At 63.7% G+C, this 21,074-nt stretch carries 10 protein-coding genes; 3 read left to right on the top strand and 7 right to left on the bottom strand.

The window, feature by feature from the left end; genetic code table 11:
• Window positions 1-76 precede the first annotated feature (76 nt).
• From RTQ83_RS05635 to RTQ83_RS05605, 7 genes are all read right to left on the bottom strand, one after another.
• Complete coding sequence (locus tag RTQ83_RS05635; protein ID WP_312511957.1) at window positions 77-1,750, bottom strand: alpha-amylase family glycosyl hydrolase; 1,674 nt, start codon at window positions 1,748-1,750, stop codon at window positions 77-79.
• A 28-nt stretch (window positions 1,751-1,778) separates the two neighbouring features.
• Window positions 1,779-3,410: an alpha-D-glucose phosphate-specific phosphoglucomutase gene (locus RTQ83_RS05630; protein WP_312511955.1), complete on the bottom strand. Its 1,632-nt coding sequence runs from the start codon at window positions 3,408-3,410 to the stop codon at window positions 1,779-1,781.
• Window positions 3,411-3,533: 123 nt separating this feature from the next.
• The gene (locus tag RTQ83_RS05625; protein WP_312511953.1) at window positions 3,534-4,871 is read right to left on the bottom strand and encodes an MFS transporter; all 1,338 of its coding nucleotides are present in this window, start codon (window positions 4,869-4,871) and stop codon (window positions 3,534-3,536) included.
• Window positions 4,872-5,304: 433 nt separating this feature from the next.
• On the bottom strand, window positions 5,305-7,155 hold the full coding sequence (locus RTQ83_RS05620; protein ID WP_312511950.1) for a DEAD/DEAH box helicase: 1,851 nt from the start codon (window positions 7,153-7,155) through the stop codon (window positions 5,305-5,307).
• A 191-nt stretch (window positions 7,156-7,346) separates the two neighbouring features.
• Window positions 7,347-10,004 (bottom strand): TonB-dependent receptor, encoded by a 2,658-nt coding sequence (locus RTQ83_RS05615; RefSeq protein WP_312511948.1) that lies wholly within the window; start codon window positions 10,002-10,004, stop codon window positions 7,347-7,349.
• Between the two features lie 444 nt (window positions 10,005-10,448).
• Window positions 10,449-11,960, bottom strand: coding sequence for a tryptophan halogenase family protein (locus tag RTQ83_RS05610; protein ID WP_312511946.1), 1,512 nt, complete (start codon window positions 11,958-11,960; stop codon window positions 10,449-10,451).
• A gap of 103 nt (window positions 11,961-12,063) precedes the next feature.
• Window positions 12,064-15,015 (bottom strand): TonB-dependent receptor, encoded by a 2,952-nt coding sequence (locus RTQ83_RS05605; protein ID WP_312511944.1) that lies wholly within the window; start codon window positions 15,013-15,015, stop codon window positions 12,064-12,066.
• 463 nt (window positions 15,016-15,478) lie between these two features.
• Here RTQ83_RS05605 and RTQ83_RS05600 point away from each other — a divergent pair, with 463 nt between their 5' ends.
• From RTQ83_RS05600 to RTQ83_RS05590, 3 genes are all read left to right on the top strand, one after another.
• Window positions 15,479-17,341: a glycoside hydrolase family 13 protein gene (locus RTQ83_RS05600; protein ID WP_312511942.1), complete on the top strand. Its 1,863-nt coding sequence runs from the start codon at window positions 15,479-15,481 to the stop codon at window positions 17,339-17,341.
• Window positions 17,338-20,238: an MGH1-like glycoside hydrolase domain-containing protein gene (locus RTQ83_RS05595; protein ID WP_312511940.1), complete on the top strand. Its 2,901-nt coding sequence runs from the start codon at window positions 17,338-17,340 to the stop codon at window positions 20,236-20,238. Before RTQ83_RS05600 ends, RTQ83_RS05595 begins: the two co-directional genes overlap by 4 nt.
• Before the next feature lie 412 nt (window positions 20,239-20,650).
• Window positions 20,651-21,074: contractile injection system protein, VgrG/Pvc8 family (locus RTQ83_RS05590; RefSeq protein ID WP_312511938.1), on the top strand; the 424-nt coding region annotated here is incomplete at its 3' end.

Raw genomic sequence — 21,074 nt, 5'->3', positions numbered from 1 at the left:
AGCAAGGCCAATTCCGCGCGGCAGTAAAATATGCGGCGCGGGTAATGGATTTATCGTAGAGGGAGCGCGGGGCGACTCAGTCCTGGGCGATCAGCGCCACCGGCGCGGCCAGTTCGAACTGCACCTTGCCGTCTTTGACGGTGGCGCTCTTGCCGGTGTACCAGTCGCGCACGGTCTGGCCGTCGTTGAACACGCCGCGCACCGAGATCGCGGTCGGCTTGCCGGCCGGCAGATCGAGCGCCACCACCACGCGGTCGCTGACGCCATTCTTTTCCCAGGTGCGCTTGAAGGTGTACGGGCTTTGCGCCAGCATCTGGTGCACGCCGGCGCCGACCGCCGGGTGGGCGGCGCGGAAGCGGCCCAGGCGCGCCCAGTGGTCGTGGATGTCGGCCACGCGGTAGGCACCGCGCTGGGCGTTGTTCTTGAGTTCATCCCAGTTCATGAACGAACGCAGGGTGGCGTCACCCTCGGCGCCCTCCACTTTCAGCAGGCGCGCGGTCTCGTCGCCGTAGTAGATCTGGGCCGAACCGGGCGCCAGCAGCAGCTTGTTGGCCGCTTCCAGCGGACGCTCGCGCAGCGGGTCGAACGGGCTGCCGTCGTCGTGCGAGCTGATGTAGTTGAGGACCGAGAAGCCTTTCATGTCGCCATTGAGGATGTTCGAATAGTCCGAGAACACCTTTTCGTAGCCCTGCCTGGCATCGCTGCGCAGGCTGAAGTTGATCATGCTGTCGAAGCCCTGCGCCAGGTAGTCGACGGTCATGCCGCCTCCCAGGTCATACCTGCGCGCGTGCTTGATCTCGTAGCCGTAGACTTCGGACGTCATGAAGAACGGCAGGTCGCCCAGGCGCTTGGCTGGATTGGCGCGCTTCCAGTCTTCATATGCGAGGCTGGCTTCTTTTTTCAGTTCCTTCCAGATGCCCGGTTCGGTGTGCTTGACGGTGTCGGCGCGGAAGCCGTCGATGCCGAACTTGCGTACCCAGTCGCTGTGCCACTTCATCAGGTAGTAGCGCGGCGCGCGCGGGTAGCCGGTGCGCTTGAAGAAGTCGTCCAGCTCTTTCACCTCGCGTTCGTAGCGGCCTTCCTTCTTCCATTTGGCCACCAGTTGCGGCGGCAGCTCGACGTTCTGGTTGCTGCCGGTGAGGATGTCCGGCAGATTGTCGACCAGGGTGCAATCCATCGTGGTCTTGGCATCCTTGTAGGTGCATTTCGGACCGGTGCGCACCCAGGTCTTCGGCCACACCGGATCCTGCGCGGTGACCGGGCCGGTGTGGTTCAGCACCACGTCGAAAATGATGCGGATGCCTTGCGCGTGCGCGGTATCGACCAGCGTGCGCAGTTCGTCCTCGGTGCCGAAGGCCGCGTCCAGCGCCGTGAAGTCCTTGGCCCAGTAGCCGTGGAAGCCATAGCTCTTGCCGGTGCCTTCGTCGGTCGAGCCGTGGATGTTTTCGATGACCGGCGTGAGCCAGATCGCGTTCACGCCCAGGTTGCTGAAATAGCCGTCCTTGATCTTCGCCGTGATGCCCGCGATGTCGCCGCCCATGAAGCCGCGCAGCTTTGCCGCATCGTCCTTGCGGCCATACGCCCTGTCGTTGGCCGGGTTGCCGTTGTTGAAGCGGTCCGTCAGCAGGAAGTAGACGGTGGCGTTCTCCCAGACGAACGGTTTGCCGTTCGATGCCGGCGCCTGCGCCTGAGCTGAGGACATGGCGCCGAAGGCGAGCAGCATGGAGGCGGCAAGGACGGGTAGTTTCATGCGGGTTCCTGTGTTGGTGGGGGTGAAATCAGGTGACGACGGTGGGTTCGCTGCGGCCGGTGCGCTGGCGCAGTCCGGAGACGTTTTCGGCAACCTGCGCCAGGCCGGTCAGCGCTTCCTGCGTGTCGAGATCGTGGCGGCTCGGATCGGCTTCGTAGCGCTCCAGGTACAGGCGCACGGTGGCGCCTTCGGTGCCGGTGCCGGACAGGCGGAACACGATGCGCGAACCGTCGCTCATGACGATGCGGATGCCTTGTTTGGTCGAGGTGGAGCCGTCGACCGGATCGTTGTAGGCGAAATCGTCGGCTTGCGACACGTGGTGGCCGTCCAGGGTCTGGCCGGCCAGTTCCGGCAGGCGTTCGCGCAGTGCGTCCATCATGGCATTCGCTGCCGTGGCGTCGACGGCTTCGTAGTCGTGGCGCGAGTAGTAGTTGCGGCCGAATCTGGCCCAGTGTTCCTGCACGATTTGCTCCACCGATTGCTTGCGCACCGCCAGCAGATTCAGCCAGAACAGCACGGCCCACAGGCCGTCCTTTTCGCGGATGTGGAACGAGCCGGTACCGTAGCTCTCTTCGCCGCACAGCGTGGCCAGGTTGGCGTCCATCAGGTTGCCGAAGTACTTCCAGCCGGTCGGGGTCTCGAAGCACGAGATGCCGAGCGCCTTGGCCACGCGGTCGGCCGCGGTGGATGTCGGCATCGAGCGCGCGATGCCGGTGATGCCGCCGGCGTAGCCCGGGGCCACGGTGGCGTTGGCGGCGATGATGGCCAGGCTGTCGGATGGGGTCACGGCGATGCCGCGGCCGACGATCATGTTGCGGTCGCCGTCACCGTCGGAGGCGGCGCCGAAGTCGGGCGCATTTGGAGCGGCCATGGCGGCGATCAGTTCGGCAGCGTTGACCGGATTCGGGTCCGGGTGGCCGCCGCCGAAGTCTTCCTGCGGCTCGCCGTTGACCACGGTGCCGGCGGGCGCGCCCAGGATGCCTTCCAGGACTGCCTTGGCGTACGGGCCCGAGACCGCGTGCATGGCGTCGAAGCGCATCCGGAAGCCGCTCGCGAACAGGGCGCGGATGGCGTCGAAGTCGAACAGACGGCCCATCAGGTCGGCGTAGTCGGCGACCGGGTCGATCACCTCGATCGTCATGTTCTCGATGCGGGTGGTGCCGATGTGATCGAGGTCGACCGGGGCGGCGTCGCTGATGTGGTATGCACTCAGCGTCTTCGTGTGCTCGTAGATGGCGTCGGTGATTTTTTCCGGCGCCGGGCCGCCGTTTTCGGTGTTGTACTTGATGCCGAAGTCGCCGTCGATGCCGCCCGGATTGTGGCTGGCCGAGAGCACGATGCCGCCGTAGCAGGCGTGCTTGCGGATCACGCAGCTCACGGCAGGCGTCGACATGATGCCGCCGCGCCCCACCAGCACGCGCTCGACGCCGTGGGCGGCGGCCATGCGCAGGATGGTCTGGATCGCTTCGCGGTTGAAGTAGCGGCCGTCGCCGCCCACCACCAGGTGGCGGCACTTGCCGGCGCCCAGGGTCAGGAAGATCGATTCGACGAAATTTTCCAGGTAGCCTGGCTGCTGGAATTCAAGCACCTTCTTGCGCAGTCCCGACGTGCCGGGACGTTGTCCCGCGAACGGCGTGGTCGCGACGGTCTGGATGGTCATGCTGTGCTCCTGTCAGTGAACGTTGCCATACGCTGGGAGCGCGTGAGCGATCCCGGCATATGTTGATAAAACGTTACGATACGACAGCCGCGAAAATGACGTCGCGCGGCGTGAAGCCAGACTTCAGATGGCAGCCTTGACCGGCGCCGCCTTGTCGGTGACGCGCAGCGTCAGCACCGCCGCGATCAGCATGCACACGCCGCCCAGCACCAGCGTCAATACGGCGTGACCGCCGAACACGTGGATGCTGATCTGCCCCAGCAGCATGCCGCTGACGATCTGAGGGATCACGACGAAGAAGTTGAACAGGCCCATGAAATAACCCATGCGCTTGGCCGGCAGCGAACCGGCCAGGATCGCGTACGGCATGGTCAGGATCGAGGCCCAGGCCAGGCCGATGCCGATGAACGGCAGGATCAATCCGGTTTTGTCATTGACCAGATAAATGCTGGCCAGGCTGATGCCGCCGATGGCCAGGCATACCGCGTGCACGGTCTTGCGGCTGGTGTAGCGCGCGAACACCGGCAGCAGGAAGGCGGCCAGCGCCGACACTCCGCCATACACGGCGAACAGCACGCCGACCCAGTTGCCGGCTTCCTGGTAGGCCAGCGACTGCGCGTCGCGGGTGCCGTAGATGCTGTCGGCCACCGCGGTGCCGGTATAGATCCACATCGCGAACAGGCCGATCCAGGTGAAGAACTGCACGAAGGCCAGCTGCACCATGGTCTTCGGCATCTGGCCGAAGCCGCCGACGATCTCTTTCAGCGCCACGCCAAGGCCGCGCGATTGCTTGCGCTCGCGGTTGAAAGCTTCCATATCGGCCGGCGGCAGTTCGTCGGCAGTGAACACGGTCCAGCACACCGCCAGGAAGAAGATCGCGCCGCCGGCGTAGAACGAATAGCGCACGGTCTCGGGAATCACGCCGCCGGCGGCCGAGTTGGACACGCCCATGCTCTCGAAGATGGTCGGCAGCAGCGAGGCGATCACCGCGCCGCAGCCGATGAAGAAGGTCTGCATCGCATAGCCGGCGGTCTGCTGCGACGGATCGAGCTTGTCGCCGACGAAAGCGCGGAACGGCTCCATCGACACGTTGATCGCGGCGTCCATCATCCACAGCACGGCCACCGCCATCCACAGCGCGGTGGAATTAGGCATCAGGAACAGGGCGATCGCCGCCAGCACGGCACCGATGAAGAAGAACGGACGGCGGCGGCCCCATTTCGGGTGCCAGGTGTTGTCGCTCAGGTAGCCGATGATCGGCTGCACCAAGAGGCCCGTGACCGGGGCGGCCAGCCAGTACCAGGACAGGTTTTCGGGGTCGGCGCCGAGGGTGGCGAAGATGCGGCTGGTGTTGGCGTTCTGCAGGGCGAAGCCGAACTGGATGCCAAAGAAACCGAAGCTCATGTTCCACAGCTGCCAGAACGACAGGCGCGGCTTGAGCACGCTGGTTTGCATATCCATGTGTGTCCCCAATCTGGCCCGCGATTATGTCGGGCTCTACTGTGAATGCGCGGCCGCTAAGCTGGCGTGCCGGTGGTGCGTTAGGTGCGTGGCCGGAGATGATATGAGACTACAGTCCGGCTAGCGTATCTGTAGCAAAATAACATGGTGGTATGGGGGTGTCAATTGTGGATGGTATATAGAAGGAAGAGTGTCGCAAATGAGTGTGAGGATGGATTTTGTAGTCAAACAACAGCAGCGCTTTTACCTCAACTCGACAATGCCCGCTCCCCCAAAACGTCATCCCCGCGAAGGCGGGGACCCAAGTTCGTTGCGCTGCCACTCGCGTTTGACATAAGTGGTGTGCATGGAAACTTAGGTCCCCGCCTGCGCGGGGATGACGGTTTTAAAGCTAACAGTGGTTATCAACAGCGCGGGCATGCACGCCGCCCGATTAGCCCTGCGACGTGCCCTTGCGATGCGGCTTCTTGCCACCTGCCGGCTTCTCGGCCACGCGGCGGTCCCCACCCTTCTTGGCATACGGCTTCTTGGCCGACGGCGCCGCCGGCGTTTCGCCGTCGCGGGTGATGTTCAGCTGCTGGCCGGCCACCCACACGGTCTTAAGATGGTCGACCAGGTCGGACGGCATGTCGTCCGGCAGGTCGAGCGTGCTGTAGTCGTCGTAGATCTCGATGCGGCCGATGTACTTCGATGGGATGTTGGCTTCATTGGCGATCGCGCCGACGATGTTGCCCGGCTTGGCGCCGTGGGTGTAGCCGACTTCGATGCGGAAGGTGGCCATGCCCGGTTCCGGCTCGCGTGCCACGCGCTCTTTCTTGAAGCCGGGTTCGCGCGGCGCACGTGACGGACGCTCTTCCCAGTCGCCGCGCGGTTCGCGTGGTTCACGCACCGCGCGCTCACGCTCGCCGCCGAATTCACGCTGGCTTGGCAGCGGGATGCCTTCCGGACGCGCTTCGCGGTCCGGCTTTTCCAGCAGCAGCGGCTCGTCGCCGCGCGCCAGCTTGGCCAGGGCCGCCGCGATCTCGATCATCGGCACATTGTCTTCGCGCTCGACGTCCTCGATCAGCGAACGGAACGCGTCCAGGCCGCCCTCGGCCAGCGTGGTGCGGATCTGGTCCTTGAAGCGGGCGATGCGCACTTCGTTGACCGCCTTGATGGTCGGCAGCGCCAGCGGCGACACCGGCTGGCGGGTGGCGCGCTCGATGGCTTTGAGCAGGCCGCGCTCGCGCGGGGTAATGAACAGGATGGCGTCGCCGCTGCGGCCGGCGCGGCCGGTGCGGCCGATGCGGTGGGTATAGCTTTCCGGGTCCGACGGCACGTCGTAGTTGATCACGTGGCTGATGCGCTCCACGTCCAGGCCGCGCGCGGCGACGTCGGTGGCAACCAGGATGTCGATCTTGCCGTTCTTGAGCTGCTCGATGGTGCGCTCGCGCTGTTGCTGGGCCATGTCGCCGTTGATGGCGGTGGCCGCGAAGCCGCGCGCCTGCAGCTTGGTCGCCAGTTCTTCGGTACCGAGCTTGGTGCGCGCGAAGATGATCATGCCGTCGAACGGCTCGGCTTCCAGGATGCGGGTCAGCGCGTCCAGCTTGTGCATGCCCGACACCAGCCAGTAGCGCTGGGTGATGTTCTCGGCGGTGCCGGTCTTGGCCGCCACAGTGACTTCGGCCGGCTCGTTCAGGTAGGTCTTGGCGATGCGCTTGATCGCCGGCGGCATGGTGGCCGAGAACAGCGTGGTCTGGCGCGTGGCCGGGGTCTGCTGCAGGATGTGCTCGACGTCGTCGATGAAGCCCATGCGCAGCATTTCGTCGGCCTCGTCCAGCACCAGGGTTTTGAGCTGCGAGAGGTCCAGCGAACCCTTTTCGATGTGATCGATGACGCGGCCCGGGGTCGCGACCACCACGTGCACGCCGCGGCGCAGCGCCGACAATTGCGGGCCGTAGCTCTGGCCGCCGTAGATCGGCAGCACGTGGAAGCCCTTGATGTGGGCGGCGTAGCTCTGGAAGGCTTCGGCGACCTGGATCGCCAGCTCGCGCGTCGGCGCCAGCACCAGCGCTTGCGGCGCGGCCTGCTTGATGTCGATGTTCGACAGGATCGGCAGCGCGAAGGCGGCGGTCTTGCCGGTACCGGTCTGGGCCTGTCCCAGCACGTCGCGACCTTCCAGCAGCAAAGGAATAGTGGCGGCCTGGATCGGCGACGGCGTCTCGTAGCCGACATCCTTCAACGCCTTGACGACGGGCGCCGAGAGATTGAGGTCGGAAAACGATGGGATGGGGGTGTCGGACATGGAAGAGTTGCTCATTATATTGATACGAAAGGCGACATTTTACGCTGTTGCCCCTGTTGGCGTGCCCGATTGTGGTCGGGGGACCACGCGCAGGCCGCGCGAAACGCGCCAAACATGCAGGAAAAACAAAAGCCCTTGCCGGCACTGCTGCCGGCAAGGGCTGATGCGGCCGCACGCGGCGGCGGTGAAACTTACAGCTTGTAGTTCAGGCCGAACAGCATCTGGCGGCCATATTTGGCATAGCCGCGTGGACGGTCTTCGGTACCGGCATAGCTGCGGAACGCGGTGTCGGTCAGGTTGTTCACCTGGAACAGCACCGACAGGCCTTCGATCTGCTTGAAGTCGTAGCCCAGCTGCAGGTCGACCACCTTATCCGCCTTCACATAGGTCAGCTCGGTCGCACCGCCGATGCCGCCGATCTCGCCCACGAAGTCGCTGCGATAACGCTGGCTGACACGCGCCGAGAAACCGTCGTTCTCATAGTAGGCGGTGACGTTGAACACGCGCTTCGACAGGCCCGGCAGCGGAATCGCCATGCTGCCGAAACGCTGGTCGACGATCGAGATCTCGCTGTTGGTGAACGAGGCGTTGGCGGTGACGCCGAAGCCGTTCAGCATCGGGTGCACCATCTCCAGCGGTACCGAGGCGGCGAATTCCAGGCCCTTCAGGTTGCCGCCCTCGCCGTTCATCGGCTGGGTCATGGTGCCGATCTGGCTGGTCGCGCCCTGCAGGTTGAACTCGGAGAAGTCACGCGGCACGGTCACGCTGTAGATGTACGAGGACAGGTCCTTGTAGAAGCCCGCCGCCGACACATAGCCGCGGTTGCCGAAGTATTTTTCCCACGACAGATCGACCTGCTTGGCGCGCCACGGGTCGAGCTGGGCGTTGCCGCCGTTGCCCCACGGGGTGCCGGTGGTCTGCTGGGTCAGGCCGACTTCGAGCGCCGCGTTCAGCTGGTTCAGCTTGGCACGCGCCAGGGTCTTGCCGGCGCCGAAGCGGATGAACTGCTGCTCAGGCAGGCTCCAGGCCAGGTTCAGGCTCGGCAGGTAGTCGGTGTACTTCTTGCCGTCGGTCAGCGGCACCAGGTCGGCGAACGGCCAGGCGCGCAGCGTGTTCGCGGTCGAGCTCTGGTCGGTCTTGATGACTTGCATGCCGACGTTGCCGCGCAGCGCCATGCCCATCAGTTCGGTGTCGATGTTCAGCTTGGCGTAGCCGGTCTTGACCTTTTCGTCGATCGACCAGTTTTTGGTCGCGCCCCATGGCACCAGCACGGCCGGGGTGTACGGCGCGAAGTTGCCGGCCAGGACGCGGTCAATGTCCCAGGTCAGCGAATCTTGCAGGCCGAACAGGCCCTGGACGCCGTTCAGCACGTCGGGTGCGAAGCTGCCGTCGCCCAGCTTGGTGAAGCCGGTTTCCAGGTGCTCTTTTTCCTTTTCGCGCTTGGACACGTTGAAGCCCAGTTCCAGGCTGCTGAAGTAGGCGTTGTCGAACTTGCGCTCGATGCTGGCGCGCGCCGAGGTCATCTTGTCGGTCATGTACGGCGCGTTGACGTAGCCGTCGCCGAACTGGCCGCCGATGCGCAGCAGCGCAGGGTCGGTGTAGATGCCGCTCAGGCCCAGGGTAGGGATGGTGCCGCCGTTGTAGTTGAAGTCGAGAGTCTGGCGCGTCGGCAGGCCGGCGTTGATCTCGATCAGCTCTTCCTTGTGGTCGGCCTTGGAGCGGCTGATGTCGACGATGCCGACCCAGTCGCCCGAGCTGAAGCGGTTGTTCCAGCCGAAGGCGGTCAGCTTGTCTTCGCGCGTCATGCGGTTGTTGCGCACCACCGGATTGACGTTGCTGGCGGTGCCACTGACCATGGTGCCGTTCACCACATTGCCGGCGAAGGTGACGCTGCCGTCATCCTTGAGCGGCATCTCGATGCCGCGGCGGATTTCTTCCTGGTCGAAGCGCGAGTGGTAGACGTCGAAGGTCGAGCTGAAGTTGCGGTTCGGACGGAACTCGAGCACGCCCATCAGACCGTCGCGCACCTGGTCGCCGGTGATCGCCATCGACTTCATGCCCTTAGGCACTTTGACCGGATTGCCGTCGGCCTGGTCAACCCAGTCCCAGGTTTCGAATTGCTGGCCGACGTTCGGCTTGTCCTGGCGCGCGTAGCCGATTGCCACACCGATGGTGCGGTTGGCGAACTGGTCGATGTAGGACGCGCTGACGCGGCTGCCGGTGTCCGGTGCACCCGGGCTGATCTCGCCCTTGGAATTCTTTTCGCCGCGCACATTGACGGTGACGGTGCGCTCGCGCAGCGACAGCGGCTTGATGGTCTGCAGGTCGACGGTACCGGACAGGCCCTGGCCGATCACGCTGGCGTCGCCGGTCTTGTACACGGTGACGGCGTTGATCAGTTCGGATGGGTACTGGTCGTATTCGACGGTGCGGTCCGAGCTGGTGGTGACCTGCTCGCGGCCGTTGAGCAGCGCGGTGGACAGGTCGCCCGAGGTGCCGCGGATGCTGATCGACTGCGCCTGGCCATTCACGCGCTGGGCCGACAGGCCCGGCAGGCGCGCCAGCGATTCGGCGATCGAGACGTCCGGCAGCTTGCCGATGTCTTCCGACGAGATCGCTTCAACGATGCCGGTCGATTCGCGCTTGACCGCGATCGCATCTTCGATCGCGCGGCGGATGCCGGTCACGGTGACGGTGGTGACTGGTGCATCAGGGTTCGGATTGGCGGCTTCGCCCGTGCTCGCGGTCTGCGCGTGAGCGCTGCCGGCCAGGATGGTGGCGAAGATGGCGCAGCCGGCCGCCACTGGGCTCAGCTGGAATGCGGCACGCTTGGAAGCGAAGTATTTCATGTGTCCCCTCAGATGGATCGATGTAGTGTCTCAGCGCAATTCCCGCAAGCAGTTATTCGCTTGGCTTAGAGCTGTGGATCATTGCTCTAGACAATTGGCATGTTGGCCGCGATTCTGTATTAAAACTAGATGCACTGTCAACGGGAGTCCATTGCGGTAGCGATAATGGCATGGTTTTGCGATCCATACCGTAAAACAAGGGGAATGGCGTTGCATTTCGACTACAGGAGAGATTTTTCCGATTTGTAGTAGCACTACATATGCTGCACATTTGTGCAGAAATTACGTACATGCACCATGTTGGTGCGAATCTCGTAGTAAAACCTTCATAACCAAAACCAATACCTGTAAACTTACTACGCAGACAGAAAATAGCCGTAGCGCGGATCGACGGACGAAAAAAAGGCCGCACGAAGCGGCCTTTTGAACTGCGCATGACTGCGCTTACATCTTGCGCGCCGCGCAATGCTGCGCGATGTACTGATCGTGCGACGGCATCACCTCCACGCACTTGGCGATCACGCTGCGCACGCTTTCCAGGTAGTCGGCAATATCCGCTTCACCCTGCGTGTCGGCCAGCGGATGGTAGCCGTCCTGCGCCATGTTCTGCCCTTCGAACACCTGCAGCCAGCCCACTTCCGAGAACAGCTCATTGTTCTCGCGAATCACTCGACCGCGCGAGCGGTACTGGTCCATCTTCTGGCGCAGCGTGGCCGGGATCGCCATATTCGCGCATTCAGTCCAGTACGGCGAATCGGTGCGCTGGTTCAGGTGATAGTGCAGGATGATGAAGTCGCGCACGCGCTCGTATTCGAAGCGCGACTGGCGGTTGTATTCGTCGCGGTCCGTCGCGCTGAAGCGGCTGTCCGGGAACAGCTCGACCAGGCGCGCGATGCCAGATTGGATCAGGTGGATGCTGGTCGATTCCAGCGGCTCGAGGAAGCCGCTCGACAGGCCGATCGCCACCACGTTGCGGTTCCAGGCCTGCCTCCTCATGCCGGTCTGGAATTTGATCAGGCGCGGATCGGCCAGCGCCTGGCCGTCCAGGTTCGACAGCAGCGTGGCCGCCGCCTCGTCGTCGCTGATGAAACGGCTGCAGTAGACGTGACCGTTGCCGGTGCGGTGCTGCAGCGGGATGCGCCACTGCCAGCCGGATTTGTGCGCGGTGGCGCGGGTGTACGGCGTGATGCTTGGGGCCGATTCGCACGGCACCGCCAGTGCGCGGTCGGCCGGCAGCCAATGGGTCCAGTCTTCGTAGCCGGTTTCCAAGGTCTGCTCGATCAAGAGGCCACGGAAGCCCGAGCAATCGATGAACAGTTCACCTTCCACGCGCTGGCCGTTTTCCAGCACGACCGCGTCGATGAAGCCGTCCGGCTCGCGCCGGGTGGCACGCGTGATCTTGCCTTCGATGCGGGTCACGCCGCGCTGCTCGGACAACTTGCGCAGGTACTTCGCATACAGGCTGGCATCGAAGTGATAGGCATAGGCGATATCACCCAGCGGCGAATTCTTGACTTCGTTCGACGGCGGCATGAACTTGCCGGCCTTGGCCGCCATGCGCGTGATCGAGTATTCACCCAGCGGCGCCGCCTTGCCCAGTGCGCGCATCTTTTGCCAGTAGCCCTCGAACGGCACCGTCGCCAAGTCCTGGCCGACGCGGCCGAAGCCGTGCATGTAGCGCTCGCCCAGCTTGCCCCAGTTGACGAACTCGATGCCCAGCTTGAAGCTGCCTTGCGTTTCGCGCATGAATTCGTTCTCGTCAATGCCGACCACGCGGTTGAAGCGCTGGATCATCGGAATCGTCGCTTCGCCCACGCCGACGATGCCGATCTCGTCGGACTCGACCAGGCGGATATTGAAGCGCCCGTTGAGCATGCTGCTCAGCGCCGCTGCCGTCATCCAGCCGGCGGTGCCGCCGCCGACGATGACGATGTCCTTGATTGGTGTGTTCTGCATGTCCCTGCCCTGCCTGGAAATCCCGTCAAATGAAAAACAACCCCTGCGGCTGGCGCCGTCAGGGGTTGCATTGTAGTCCTGCCCGAAGTTGGAAACCCCGTGATTAGAACTTGTAGTTCGCGCCGAACTGATAAGTGCGGCCGTACTCGACACGGCGGGTGACCGAGTCGCGGCTGTCGGTGTACTCCTGGTACGGTGCATTGTTCCAGTTGTTGGCCTGGGCGAAGATGCCCAGTCCCTTGGCGAAGCCGCTCTGGATCTCGTACGAGATCTGGAAGTCGACGATGGTCTCGCCCTTCACGAAGGTGTACTGCAGCGTGTCCGAGAAGTCAGGCGACTGGCCCAGGAAGTCCGAACGCTTGCGCGCCGCGGCGGCGATCTGGAAGCCGTTCTTCTCGTAGTACAGGCGCAGGTTGCTCACCTTGCGCGACAGGCCCGGCAGCGGGATCGACTGCGCCGCGGTCTGCACGTTGCCGAAGCCCAGCGCCGGGATGTTGATCGCCGACTTGGTGTCCGAGTGGTTGGCCATGATGCCGAAGCCGTCCAGCCACGAGCTCACCATTTCCAGCGGAATGTTGATCGCCAGCTCGTAACCCTTGATGCTGCCGCCGTCGCCGTTTTCAGGACGGTTCAGCACGCCAACGGTGGAACCTGCGAACGGACCGGTTGCCGGCAGCGGCGTGGTCGGGGTCACGTACTGCGCGAAGTCGTATTCCGACGGGGTGCGCAGGATGAAGCTGTCGAGCTTCTTGTAGAAGCCGGCAACGCTGACATAGCCCTTCTTGGCGAAGTACTTTTCGTACGACAGGTCGAACTGGTTGGCCTTGAACGGGTTCAGGGTCGGGTTGCCGCCGCCGCCGCTCAGGAACGGATTGGCGACGCCGGTGTTCACGCCGAAGCCGAGGCCGCCGCGCAGGTCGTCCAGGCTCGGACGCGACAGCACCTTGGCCACGCCCATGCGCAGCACCTGGTCATTGGTCAGGTCGAACGACAGGTTCAGGCTCGGCAGCACGTCCCAGTAGTCGGTGCCCTCATCGACGCGCACCACCGGGCAGGTGTCGGCGGTTTCGCCGGTGCAGTTGCCGCTGTTATAGCCGCCGCCGCGCTGTTTGGTATGCACGAACTGGGTGCCGACGTTACCGCGGAATTCAAAGCCCATCAGCTCGCCGTTCAGGTCGCCCATCAGGTAGGCGGTCTGCACGGTTTCCTTGACGTCCCACAGCTTGGTCAGGATGTCGGCGTTGACCTTCGGCGCCAACTGGTACACCGTACCCAGCGAACCGAGCGGGTTCCAGGAGGCGACCGGGATGCCGGTGGTGCCGGCGGTGTTCGGGGTGCTGTCCGGCATCGGGATCGCGCCGTACAGGCCGTCGCCAATGACCAGGCGGCCTTCTTCGCCGCTGCGGCGCTTCTCGCGGTCAGTGTAGTTATAGCCGAACTGGAAGGCCGAGACCGGACCCCATTCGACCGAACGCTTGGCGTTCAGGCGGATCGCCTTCAGCTTGTCGTCGATGTAAGGCTGGGCCAGGTAACCGGCTTGCGCCAGCGGCGCGGTTTCGGTGCCCGACCAGCCATTGACGTCGGTCAGCTGGGCGACATTCGGATCGGCGTAGTTCAGGCCGGTGCGGTAGGCCACATCGGTGAAGTTGCCGCCGTTGAAGCCGGTCCACGAAATCGTGTCCAGCGTGGCCGCATTGCCCGGCAGGCCGGCGGTGGTTTCGTAGCGCGAGCTCAGCTTGGTCGCCTTGGACCAGGTGATGTCGGCGCTGGTGTTCCACTCGCCCAGTTTCAGTTCGTTTTTCCAGCCGACCGTCTTCAGGTCGTCTTCGGCCGATTCGATGTGGTTGCGGACGATGCCCTTGTAGTTGGTCAGGGTGCCGCTGGTGGCCACGCCATTGGCGATGGTCGCATTGGTCAGCACGCCGGCCGGGTCGTAGCGGCCCGAGGTGTTGGCGCCGATCGCGCCTTCCAGGCCGGTGCGCTTGAAGCCGGTTTCGCCGGCCGAGTAGAACAGGTCGACGGTCGAACGGAAGTTGCGGTTCGGGCGCCATTGCAGCGAGGCGAAGGCGCCGTCGCGGTTGTGGTAGCCGGTTTCGGTGTCGGCGGTGAAGCCGAGCGGCACGCGCACGTTCTGGCCGTTGTACGGCAGCTCGGCGGTGCTGCCGCCCCAGGCGTCGAACTTGCGCTGTTCGCCGCCGGTTTCGTCATACGAGGTCAGGCCGACCGCGACGCCGATGGTGCGGTTGGCGAACTGGTCGATGTAGGACAGCGAGAAGCGGTCGCCATCGCCTTCTTCGGAAGTACGCACGCCCAGGCGGCTCTTCTTGTAGTTGACGGCGATCACGCGCTTGCCAAAGTCGAGCGGCTGCACGGTCTTCAGGTCGATGGTCGCGGCCAGGCCCTGGCCGATGACGCTCGCGTCCGGGGTTTTGTAGATCGTCACGCCGCCCATCAGTTCGGCCGGGAACAGGTCGAATTCAGGATTGCGGGCGTTGCCGGTCGAGGCCATTTCGCGGCCGTTGAGCAGGGTGCCGTTGAAGCTTGGCGACAGGCCGCGCACCGAGATTTCGGACGCGCGTCCCGAACCGCGGCTACGCTGGGCGGTCACGCCCGGCAGACGCGCGATCGATTCGGCGACGCTCTGGTCCGGCAGCTTGCCGATGTCTTCGGCCGAGATCGCTTCAACGATGGAATTCGAATTGCGCTTGACCGAGATCGCGGCTTCGATACCCGAACGGATACCGGTCACCTGCACCCGTGCCGGTGCGGCCGAGTTCGGCGTGGCCGAGTTGGAGGTGGACGCGGTGGCGTTGGAACCGGCCGGGGTCGGCGACGCGGTCGACGGCGCGGTGGCCTGGTCGGCCGGGACCGGCGTTTCGGCGGCGGTTACCGGGGTGTTGGGAGCAACGGTGGTCTGGGCTTCGCTGCCGGACGCTTGCGCGTACACATTGCCTGCGAAGGCCGACAGCAGGACGGTGCAGGCTGCGGCGACTGGGCTGAGCTGGAAAGCACGGCGAACGGGTGCGCCGGCACGCTTGGTAGCGATGGGTTTCATGCGTCTCCTCGGTTTAAACATGTTATGTCCAGCGCACGCTCTGTACTAAAACTAGATTCGCAATCGCTGAGTTCTTTGTTCTGAGGATGATGGCATGCTTTTGATACATACGGGCATGGCGCACACTAATTTCGTTGTGATTAAGCTACAAACGCCATTCTCGAAAATCGTAATTTCACTACAAAATTTCCTGATAACTATGTTTTGATGCATTTTACGAACCTGAATACACACTGTTTTAGCCACGAAAACCTGCTAATCTTCAGATTATCTTTAGGTGAAAACGGTTTCATAAAACACATGTAGTTCGAGTAAACCAATTTAGCCTTCGTTAAGCTTGGAAAAACGTTTCTATAGTAATCTTCCGGCACGACAACAACGGAGACTATCCACAGTGCATGGAATGCGCGTACTCATGTAGTGAGACTACGTGGCGCATTCCTGATGCTGGGATTGCAAAATCATGAAACATATTCTTGCCTGCATCCTGCTCGGTACCGCCTCGCTCGCCGCCCACGCCCAATCCCCTGCGATCGCCCATATGGAGCCACCGTTCTGGTGGGCCGGTATGCAGGACCAGAAACTGCAGCTGATGGTCCATGGCGAACGCATCGCCGACCTGGAACCGTCGCTGTCGTATCCGGGCGTACGCATCGCCTCGGTGTCGCGGGTGCAGAGCCGCAACTACCTGTTCATCGACCTGGTGCTGGACAAGAAGGTGCGTCCGGGCGACATCGAGATCGCCTTCAGCGGCGCTGGCCGCACGGCGAGCTACACCTACCGCCTACTGGCGCGCGACCCCGGTTCGCGCGAGCGCCAGGGCTTCAGCAGCAAGGACGCCATCTACCAGGTCATGCCGGACCGCTTCGCCAACGGCGACCCGTCCAACGACAGCGTCGAAGGCATGCCGGACAAGCTCGACCGCAAAGGCGGCCTGGGCCGCCACGGCGGCGACATCAAGGGCATGATCGACCGCCTCGGCTACGTCAAGGACATGGGCTTCACCCAGCTGTGGCCGACACCGCTGGTCGAGAACAACTCGCGCGCCTTCTCGTATCACGGCTACGCCGCGACCGACCTGTACAAGATCGACCCGCGCTATGGCAGCAACGACGACTTCCGCCGCCTGTCGAAGGAAGCCGGCAAGCAGGGCATCGGCATCATCCAGGACGTGGTGCTGTCGCACATCGGCAGCAACCACTGGTGGATGAAGGACCTGCCGACCGCCGACTGGATCAACTACGGCAACAAGTTCACCCCGACCCACCACAACCATACCGCGGTGCAGGACCCGTACGCGTCGAAGGAAGACGCCGACAACTTCACCCGCGGCTGGTTCGTGCAGAGCATGCCGGACCTGAACCAGTCGAACGCCTTCGTGGCCAATTACCTCATCCAAAACAATATCTGGTGGATCGAGTACGCGGGCCTGTCCGGCCTGCGCATCGACACCTTCGGCTATTCGGACCCGGCCTTCCTGACCCAGTACACCAAGCGCCTGATGGACGAATATCCGAAGCTGAACCTGGTGGGCGAGGAGTGGAATACCAAGGTGCCGGTGGTCGCCTACTGGCAGCGCGGCAAGGTCAATCACGACGGCTACCGCGCCTACACCCCGAGCCTGATGGACTTCCCGGTGGCCGAGGCGATGCGTAACGCCCTGGCCGATACCAAGGGCGGCAATGTGTTCAATGATGTCTACGAGACGCTGTCGCTCGACTACCTGTACCCGGAACCGGGCAACCTGGTGCTGTTTGCCGACAACCACGACATGTCGCGCATCTACAGCGTGGTGGGCGAGGACTTCGACAAGTACCGCATGAGCATGATCTTCATGATGACCGCGCCGCGCATCCCGCAGTTCTATACCGGCGACGAAATCCTGATGACCAGCGAAACCAAGGAACGCAACGACGCCACCTACCGCACCCCGTTCCCGGGCGGCTGGGCCGGCGACCGGGTCGACGCCTTCAGCGGCAAGGGCCTGAAGGTCAAGGAACGCGCGGCGCAGGACTTCGTGCGCAAGCTGGCCAACTGGCGCAAGGACCAGCCGGTGATCCACGACGGTAAAATGATGCACTACGCGCCGCGCGACAACACCTGGGTCTACTTCCGCTACAACGACAACAAGAAAGTCATGGTCGTCTTCAACAACAACAGCAAGGAAATGACGCTCGACACCGAGCGCTTCCGCGAGATGCTGGACGGCGTCGCCGGCGGCACCGACGCCCTCACCGGCCAGGCCTACGACCTGCGCGGCAAGCTGCGCCTGCCGGCGCGCGCAGCGCTGGTGCTGGAGCTGCAGCAGCCGCAAGGCCAGCCATGATGCGGCGCCGCCTGATCGCGCTGGCCGCCCTCCTCGCCTGCGGCACGGCCGCGGCGCAGGACATCTCCGAACTGTATGTGCGCGGCGCCTTCAATGGCTGGGGCACCGCCAGTCCGCTGGTCGCCAAGGGGAATAGCGTGTATCAGGCGGACATTCTGGTCAGCCCCGGCAACCACGCCTTCAAGCTCGGCACCGGCGACTGGGGCCGGGAATGGGTGATCGATCCCGATAAAAGCACCAGCGTGGCGCCGGACCAGGCATACGACATCGAGCAGCAGTCCGGTCCCGAGACCTTCCTGTTCGTGCGCCGCACCGGTACCTACCGCTTCACGGTCGACGCCTCCACTCCGGGCAAGCCGGTACTGAAGGTCGCGCGCATCGCCGATGCGCAGTCGGCCAACGCGCCCGATCCGCACGCCGGCCATCGCGAGCAGGCGCTCCAGCATTGGCCGACCTGGGACGGCAAGCAGGAAACCGTGCGTTACTCGACGCCGGATGCGACCACGCCGCTGCGGCGCTACGTGCAGTCGTCGACCATGGCACTGCGCGACCCCGGTCCGCAACACGTGGAGTACGCCGAGCAGGAAGGCCTGCCGCGCGTGCGCAGCGGCAACCTGGCCTTCGACGCCTTGTTCGCGCTGGCCGGCACCGAGATGCGGCTGAATTCCGTCAGCCAGATCAAGGACGGCAACTACAATGGCGGCCAGGCGATCGACTGCGACTGTTTCTCGACCGGCGAGAAATGGGCCTATGTCTGGACCCGCGACCTGTCATACGCGGCCGACCTGGGCCTGGCCCTGCTCGACCCGGGGCGGGTACGTAATTCACTCGATTTCAAGTTATCCAGCTGGCGTCCCGAAATCAAACCGGCGCCGCAGATCTCGGGCACGCGGGACGGCCTGCAGATCGTGCAGGACACCGGCAGCGGCGGCAGCTGGCCGGTCAGCACCGACCGCCTGACCTGGGCCTTCGCTGCCGAAGAGACGCTGCGCACCCTGCCCGCCGCCGAGCGCGCGGCATTCGCGGCGCGTGCCCTGAAGGCGCTGTCGAACACGATCGACATCGACCGCGTGGCGGCGTTCGACGCCAAGACCGGCCTGTACACGGGCGAACAGTCCTATCTCGACTGGCGCGACCAGACCTACGCATCTTGGATTCCGGGCGACCTGGCGTCGATGGCCAGCTCCAGGGCGCTGTCCACCAACGTGGTGTACTACCAGGCGCTACGCCTGGCCGCCAAACTGGCGCGCGAGCACAAGGACGCACCGCGCGCGCAGCGCTACGAAGAATGGGCGACAGACCTGAAGCGCGCCATCAACGAGCGCCTGTGGCTGAAGGACGCCGGCATGTACAGCAGCCTCACCGCCGGCCACCTGGACGACGCGCCGCTGCACAAGTTCGACTGGCTCGGACAAGCACTTGCCATCATCACCGGCGTGGCCGACGCCGAACGCGCGGCCTCGATCCTGGCGCACTACCCGCACGGCCCGATGGGCGCGCCGATGATCTGGCCGCAGCAGCTCGGCGCGCCGATTTATCACAACCGCTCGATCTGGCCGTTCGTGACCGCCTACGGCCTGCGCGCGGCGGCCAGCGCCGGCAACGCGGCGGTGGCCGATGCTGCCTACGAGTCGCTGATGCGCGGGGCGGCGGTCAATCTGTCGAACATGGAAAACCTGGAGTGGCTGTCAGGGCAACCGCTTCTGCTCGACGAGAAAAATCCGTCGCTGATCGGGCCGGTGATCAATTCGCGGCGCCAGTTGTGGTCCGTGGGCGGCTATCTCGGCATGGTGATCGAGAACGTGTTCGGCGTGACGGCGCAGGATGATGGCATCGCGCTGCGTCCTTTCGTTACGGCCAAGCTGCGCCGCGAGACCTTTGGCGACACCGACCGTATTGCGCTGAACGACCTGCGCCTGCATGGCAAGCGTATCGACGTGCTGCTGCGGCTTCCTGCTGCAAGTGCGGTCAACGGACACTATGCGGTAGAGCGGATTGTCCTGAATGGCAAGCCGGTGAAGGAGACCGTGCGTCTGGCGGAGTTGGGAGAGACCAACAGCATCGAGATCACGCTCGGCAAGCTGGTGACGGGGCAGGAACAGATCCGCCGCGTGAACGCCGATCCATACGTCGAATCGAGCGTGGCATTCGGGCCGCGCGAGCCGGTCGTCGCGAGTCTGGAGCAGTTGACGTCAGGCGGCGTGAAAGTCGGCATCGGCGCCGGCGGCAATGCGGACAACGTCAGCTACAGCGTCTACCGCGACAGCAAGCTTGTCGCCAGCGATCTGAAAGCCGGCGACTGGGTCGATCGTACGGGCGGCGCGGCGTCGTGCTACGCGCTCGAGGCACGCTTCACCGACAGCGGGAACGTGAGTCACCACAGCATGCCGCGCTGCGTCGATGCGGGCATCGAGATTCCCGTCACCGATGCGCGCGTCACGTCGAACCTCAAACCCACCGCCGCCGATGCCCGCTTCACGCGGCCGCACCTGGCCGCCTGGGGCCAGCCGAACGACCGCTTCAGCGTGGAGCGCATCGCGGTAACGCAGCCGGGCAGCTACCGCCTGCAGGTGCGCTATCACAACGGCGCCAACCAGGTGAACCTGGGCGTGAGCAACGGCGTCAAATGGCTGGCCTTGAAGGACGCCAGCGGCAAGGTGGTGGCCCAGGGCGTGATCCAGCTGCCGCACGCACCGCTGCTCAAGACGAATACGCCGAGCGTGTACTCAACGCCGCTGGCAGCGCAGCTGAAGCCGGGAAGCTACAAGCTGGAGATGACCGACTTCTTCAACATGAGCTACCTCGAAAGCAACCGCAGCTTCAGCGGCGCCGGCGGCGCACAGCCGTCGAATCGCTTTGACATCTACGGCGTGCGCCTGCTGCGCGTGAACCCGTAGGGTTGGCGGCTCCGCCGCCGACGCGGTGGTAGTTGGCGGCGAGGTCATCCGGCGCATAAGCGAAGCCAGTAACAACCAACGAGTCGGCGGCAGAGCCGCCGACCCTACGCAATAGCAGCATCACCCGCCGCTTTGCGCGAGTCCCCAAGCGCCTCTCCCGACGCCAGCAGCTTGAGCCGCCCTTCCAGCGCCTGAAACTCGAACGGCGTCGCAATTTTGCTCACTACGCCTTGACCGCCAGCGCTACCAGCTGACGTTCTTTCCATTACTCCTCCCGCAAACCGCCTAAAGACTTCAGAAATGAAGCAGGGAAATCGTGTTGAGGCCGCTCAAGTTCTACTTAGCAACGTCGGGGTAACTTGGCTGCTGGTCTTTTCACGTGTGCTGTGGCCAAGGCAATCGGAGGCAATCAATGGGCGAAAGTCTGGAAATCGCGGTCGACGCCGCGCTGTCAGCATTCAGCGACGCATCACAACACCATCGTCTCATGCGGCTCGACTTTCCGTTCAAGGACGGGCCACCCGCGATTCTTCTTCCTAACAAGCTGGTCGCTCATGAGGAGGTCTCGCGCAGTTTCCGTTTTGACATCGAGGTGCTGTCGGACGATCCGCGCATTCCTCTAAAAATATTGATGGGCCGAATGGTGACGATCTCCCTGGTCCGGGAAGACGGGTCCCAGCGCTACTTCAACGGCTATATCACCGAGTTCCGTTTCCTGCGCAGCGATGGCGGCTTTGCCTTCTACCGGATGGTGCTCGAACCCTGGCTTGCCTTCGCGCGTCTGCGCAAGGACAACAGGTCGTTCCACAATAAGAACGTACTCGAGATTACCGAAG

This window comes from Massilia sp., assembly GCF_031995545.1.
Classification (GTDB): Bacteria; Pseudomonadota; Gammaproteobacteria; order Burkholderiales; family Burkholderiaceae_D; genus Telluria.
Note: the sequence above shows the minus strand (reverse complement) of the source record. Positions and strands in the feature narration are given on the sequence as shown.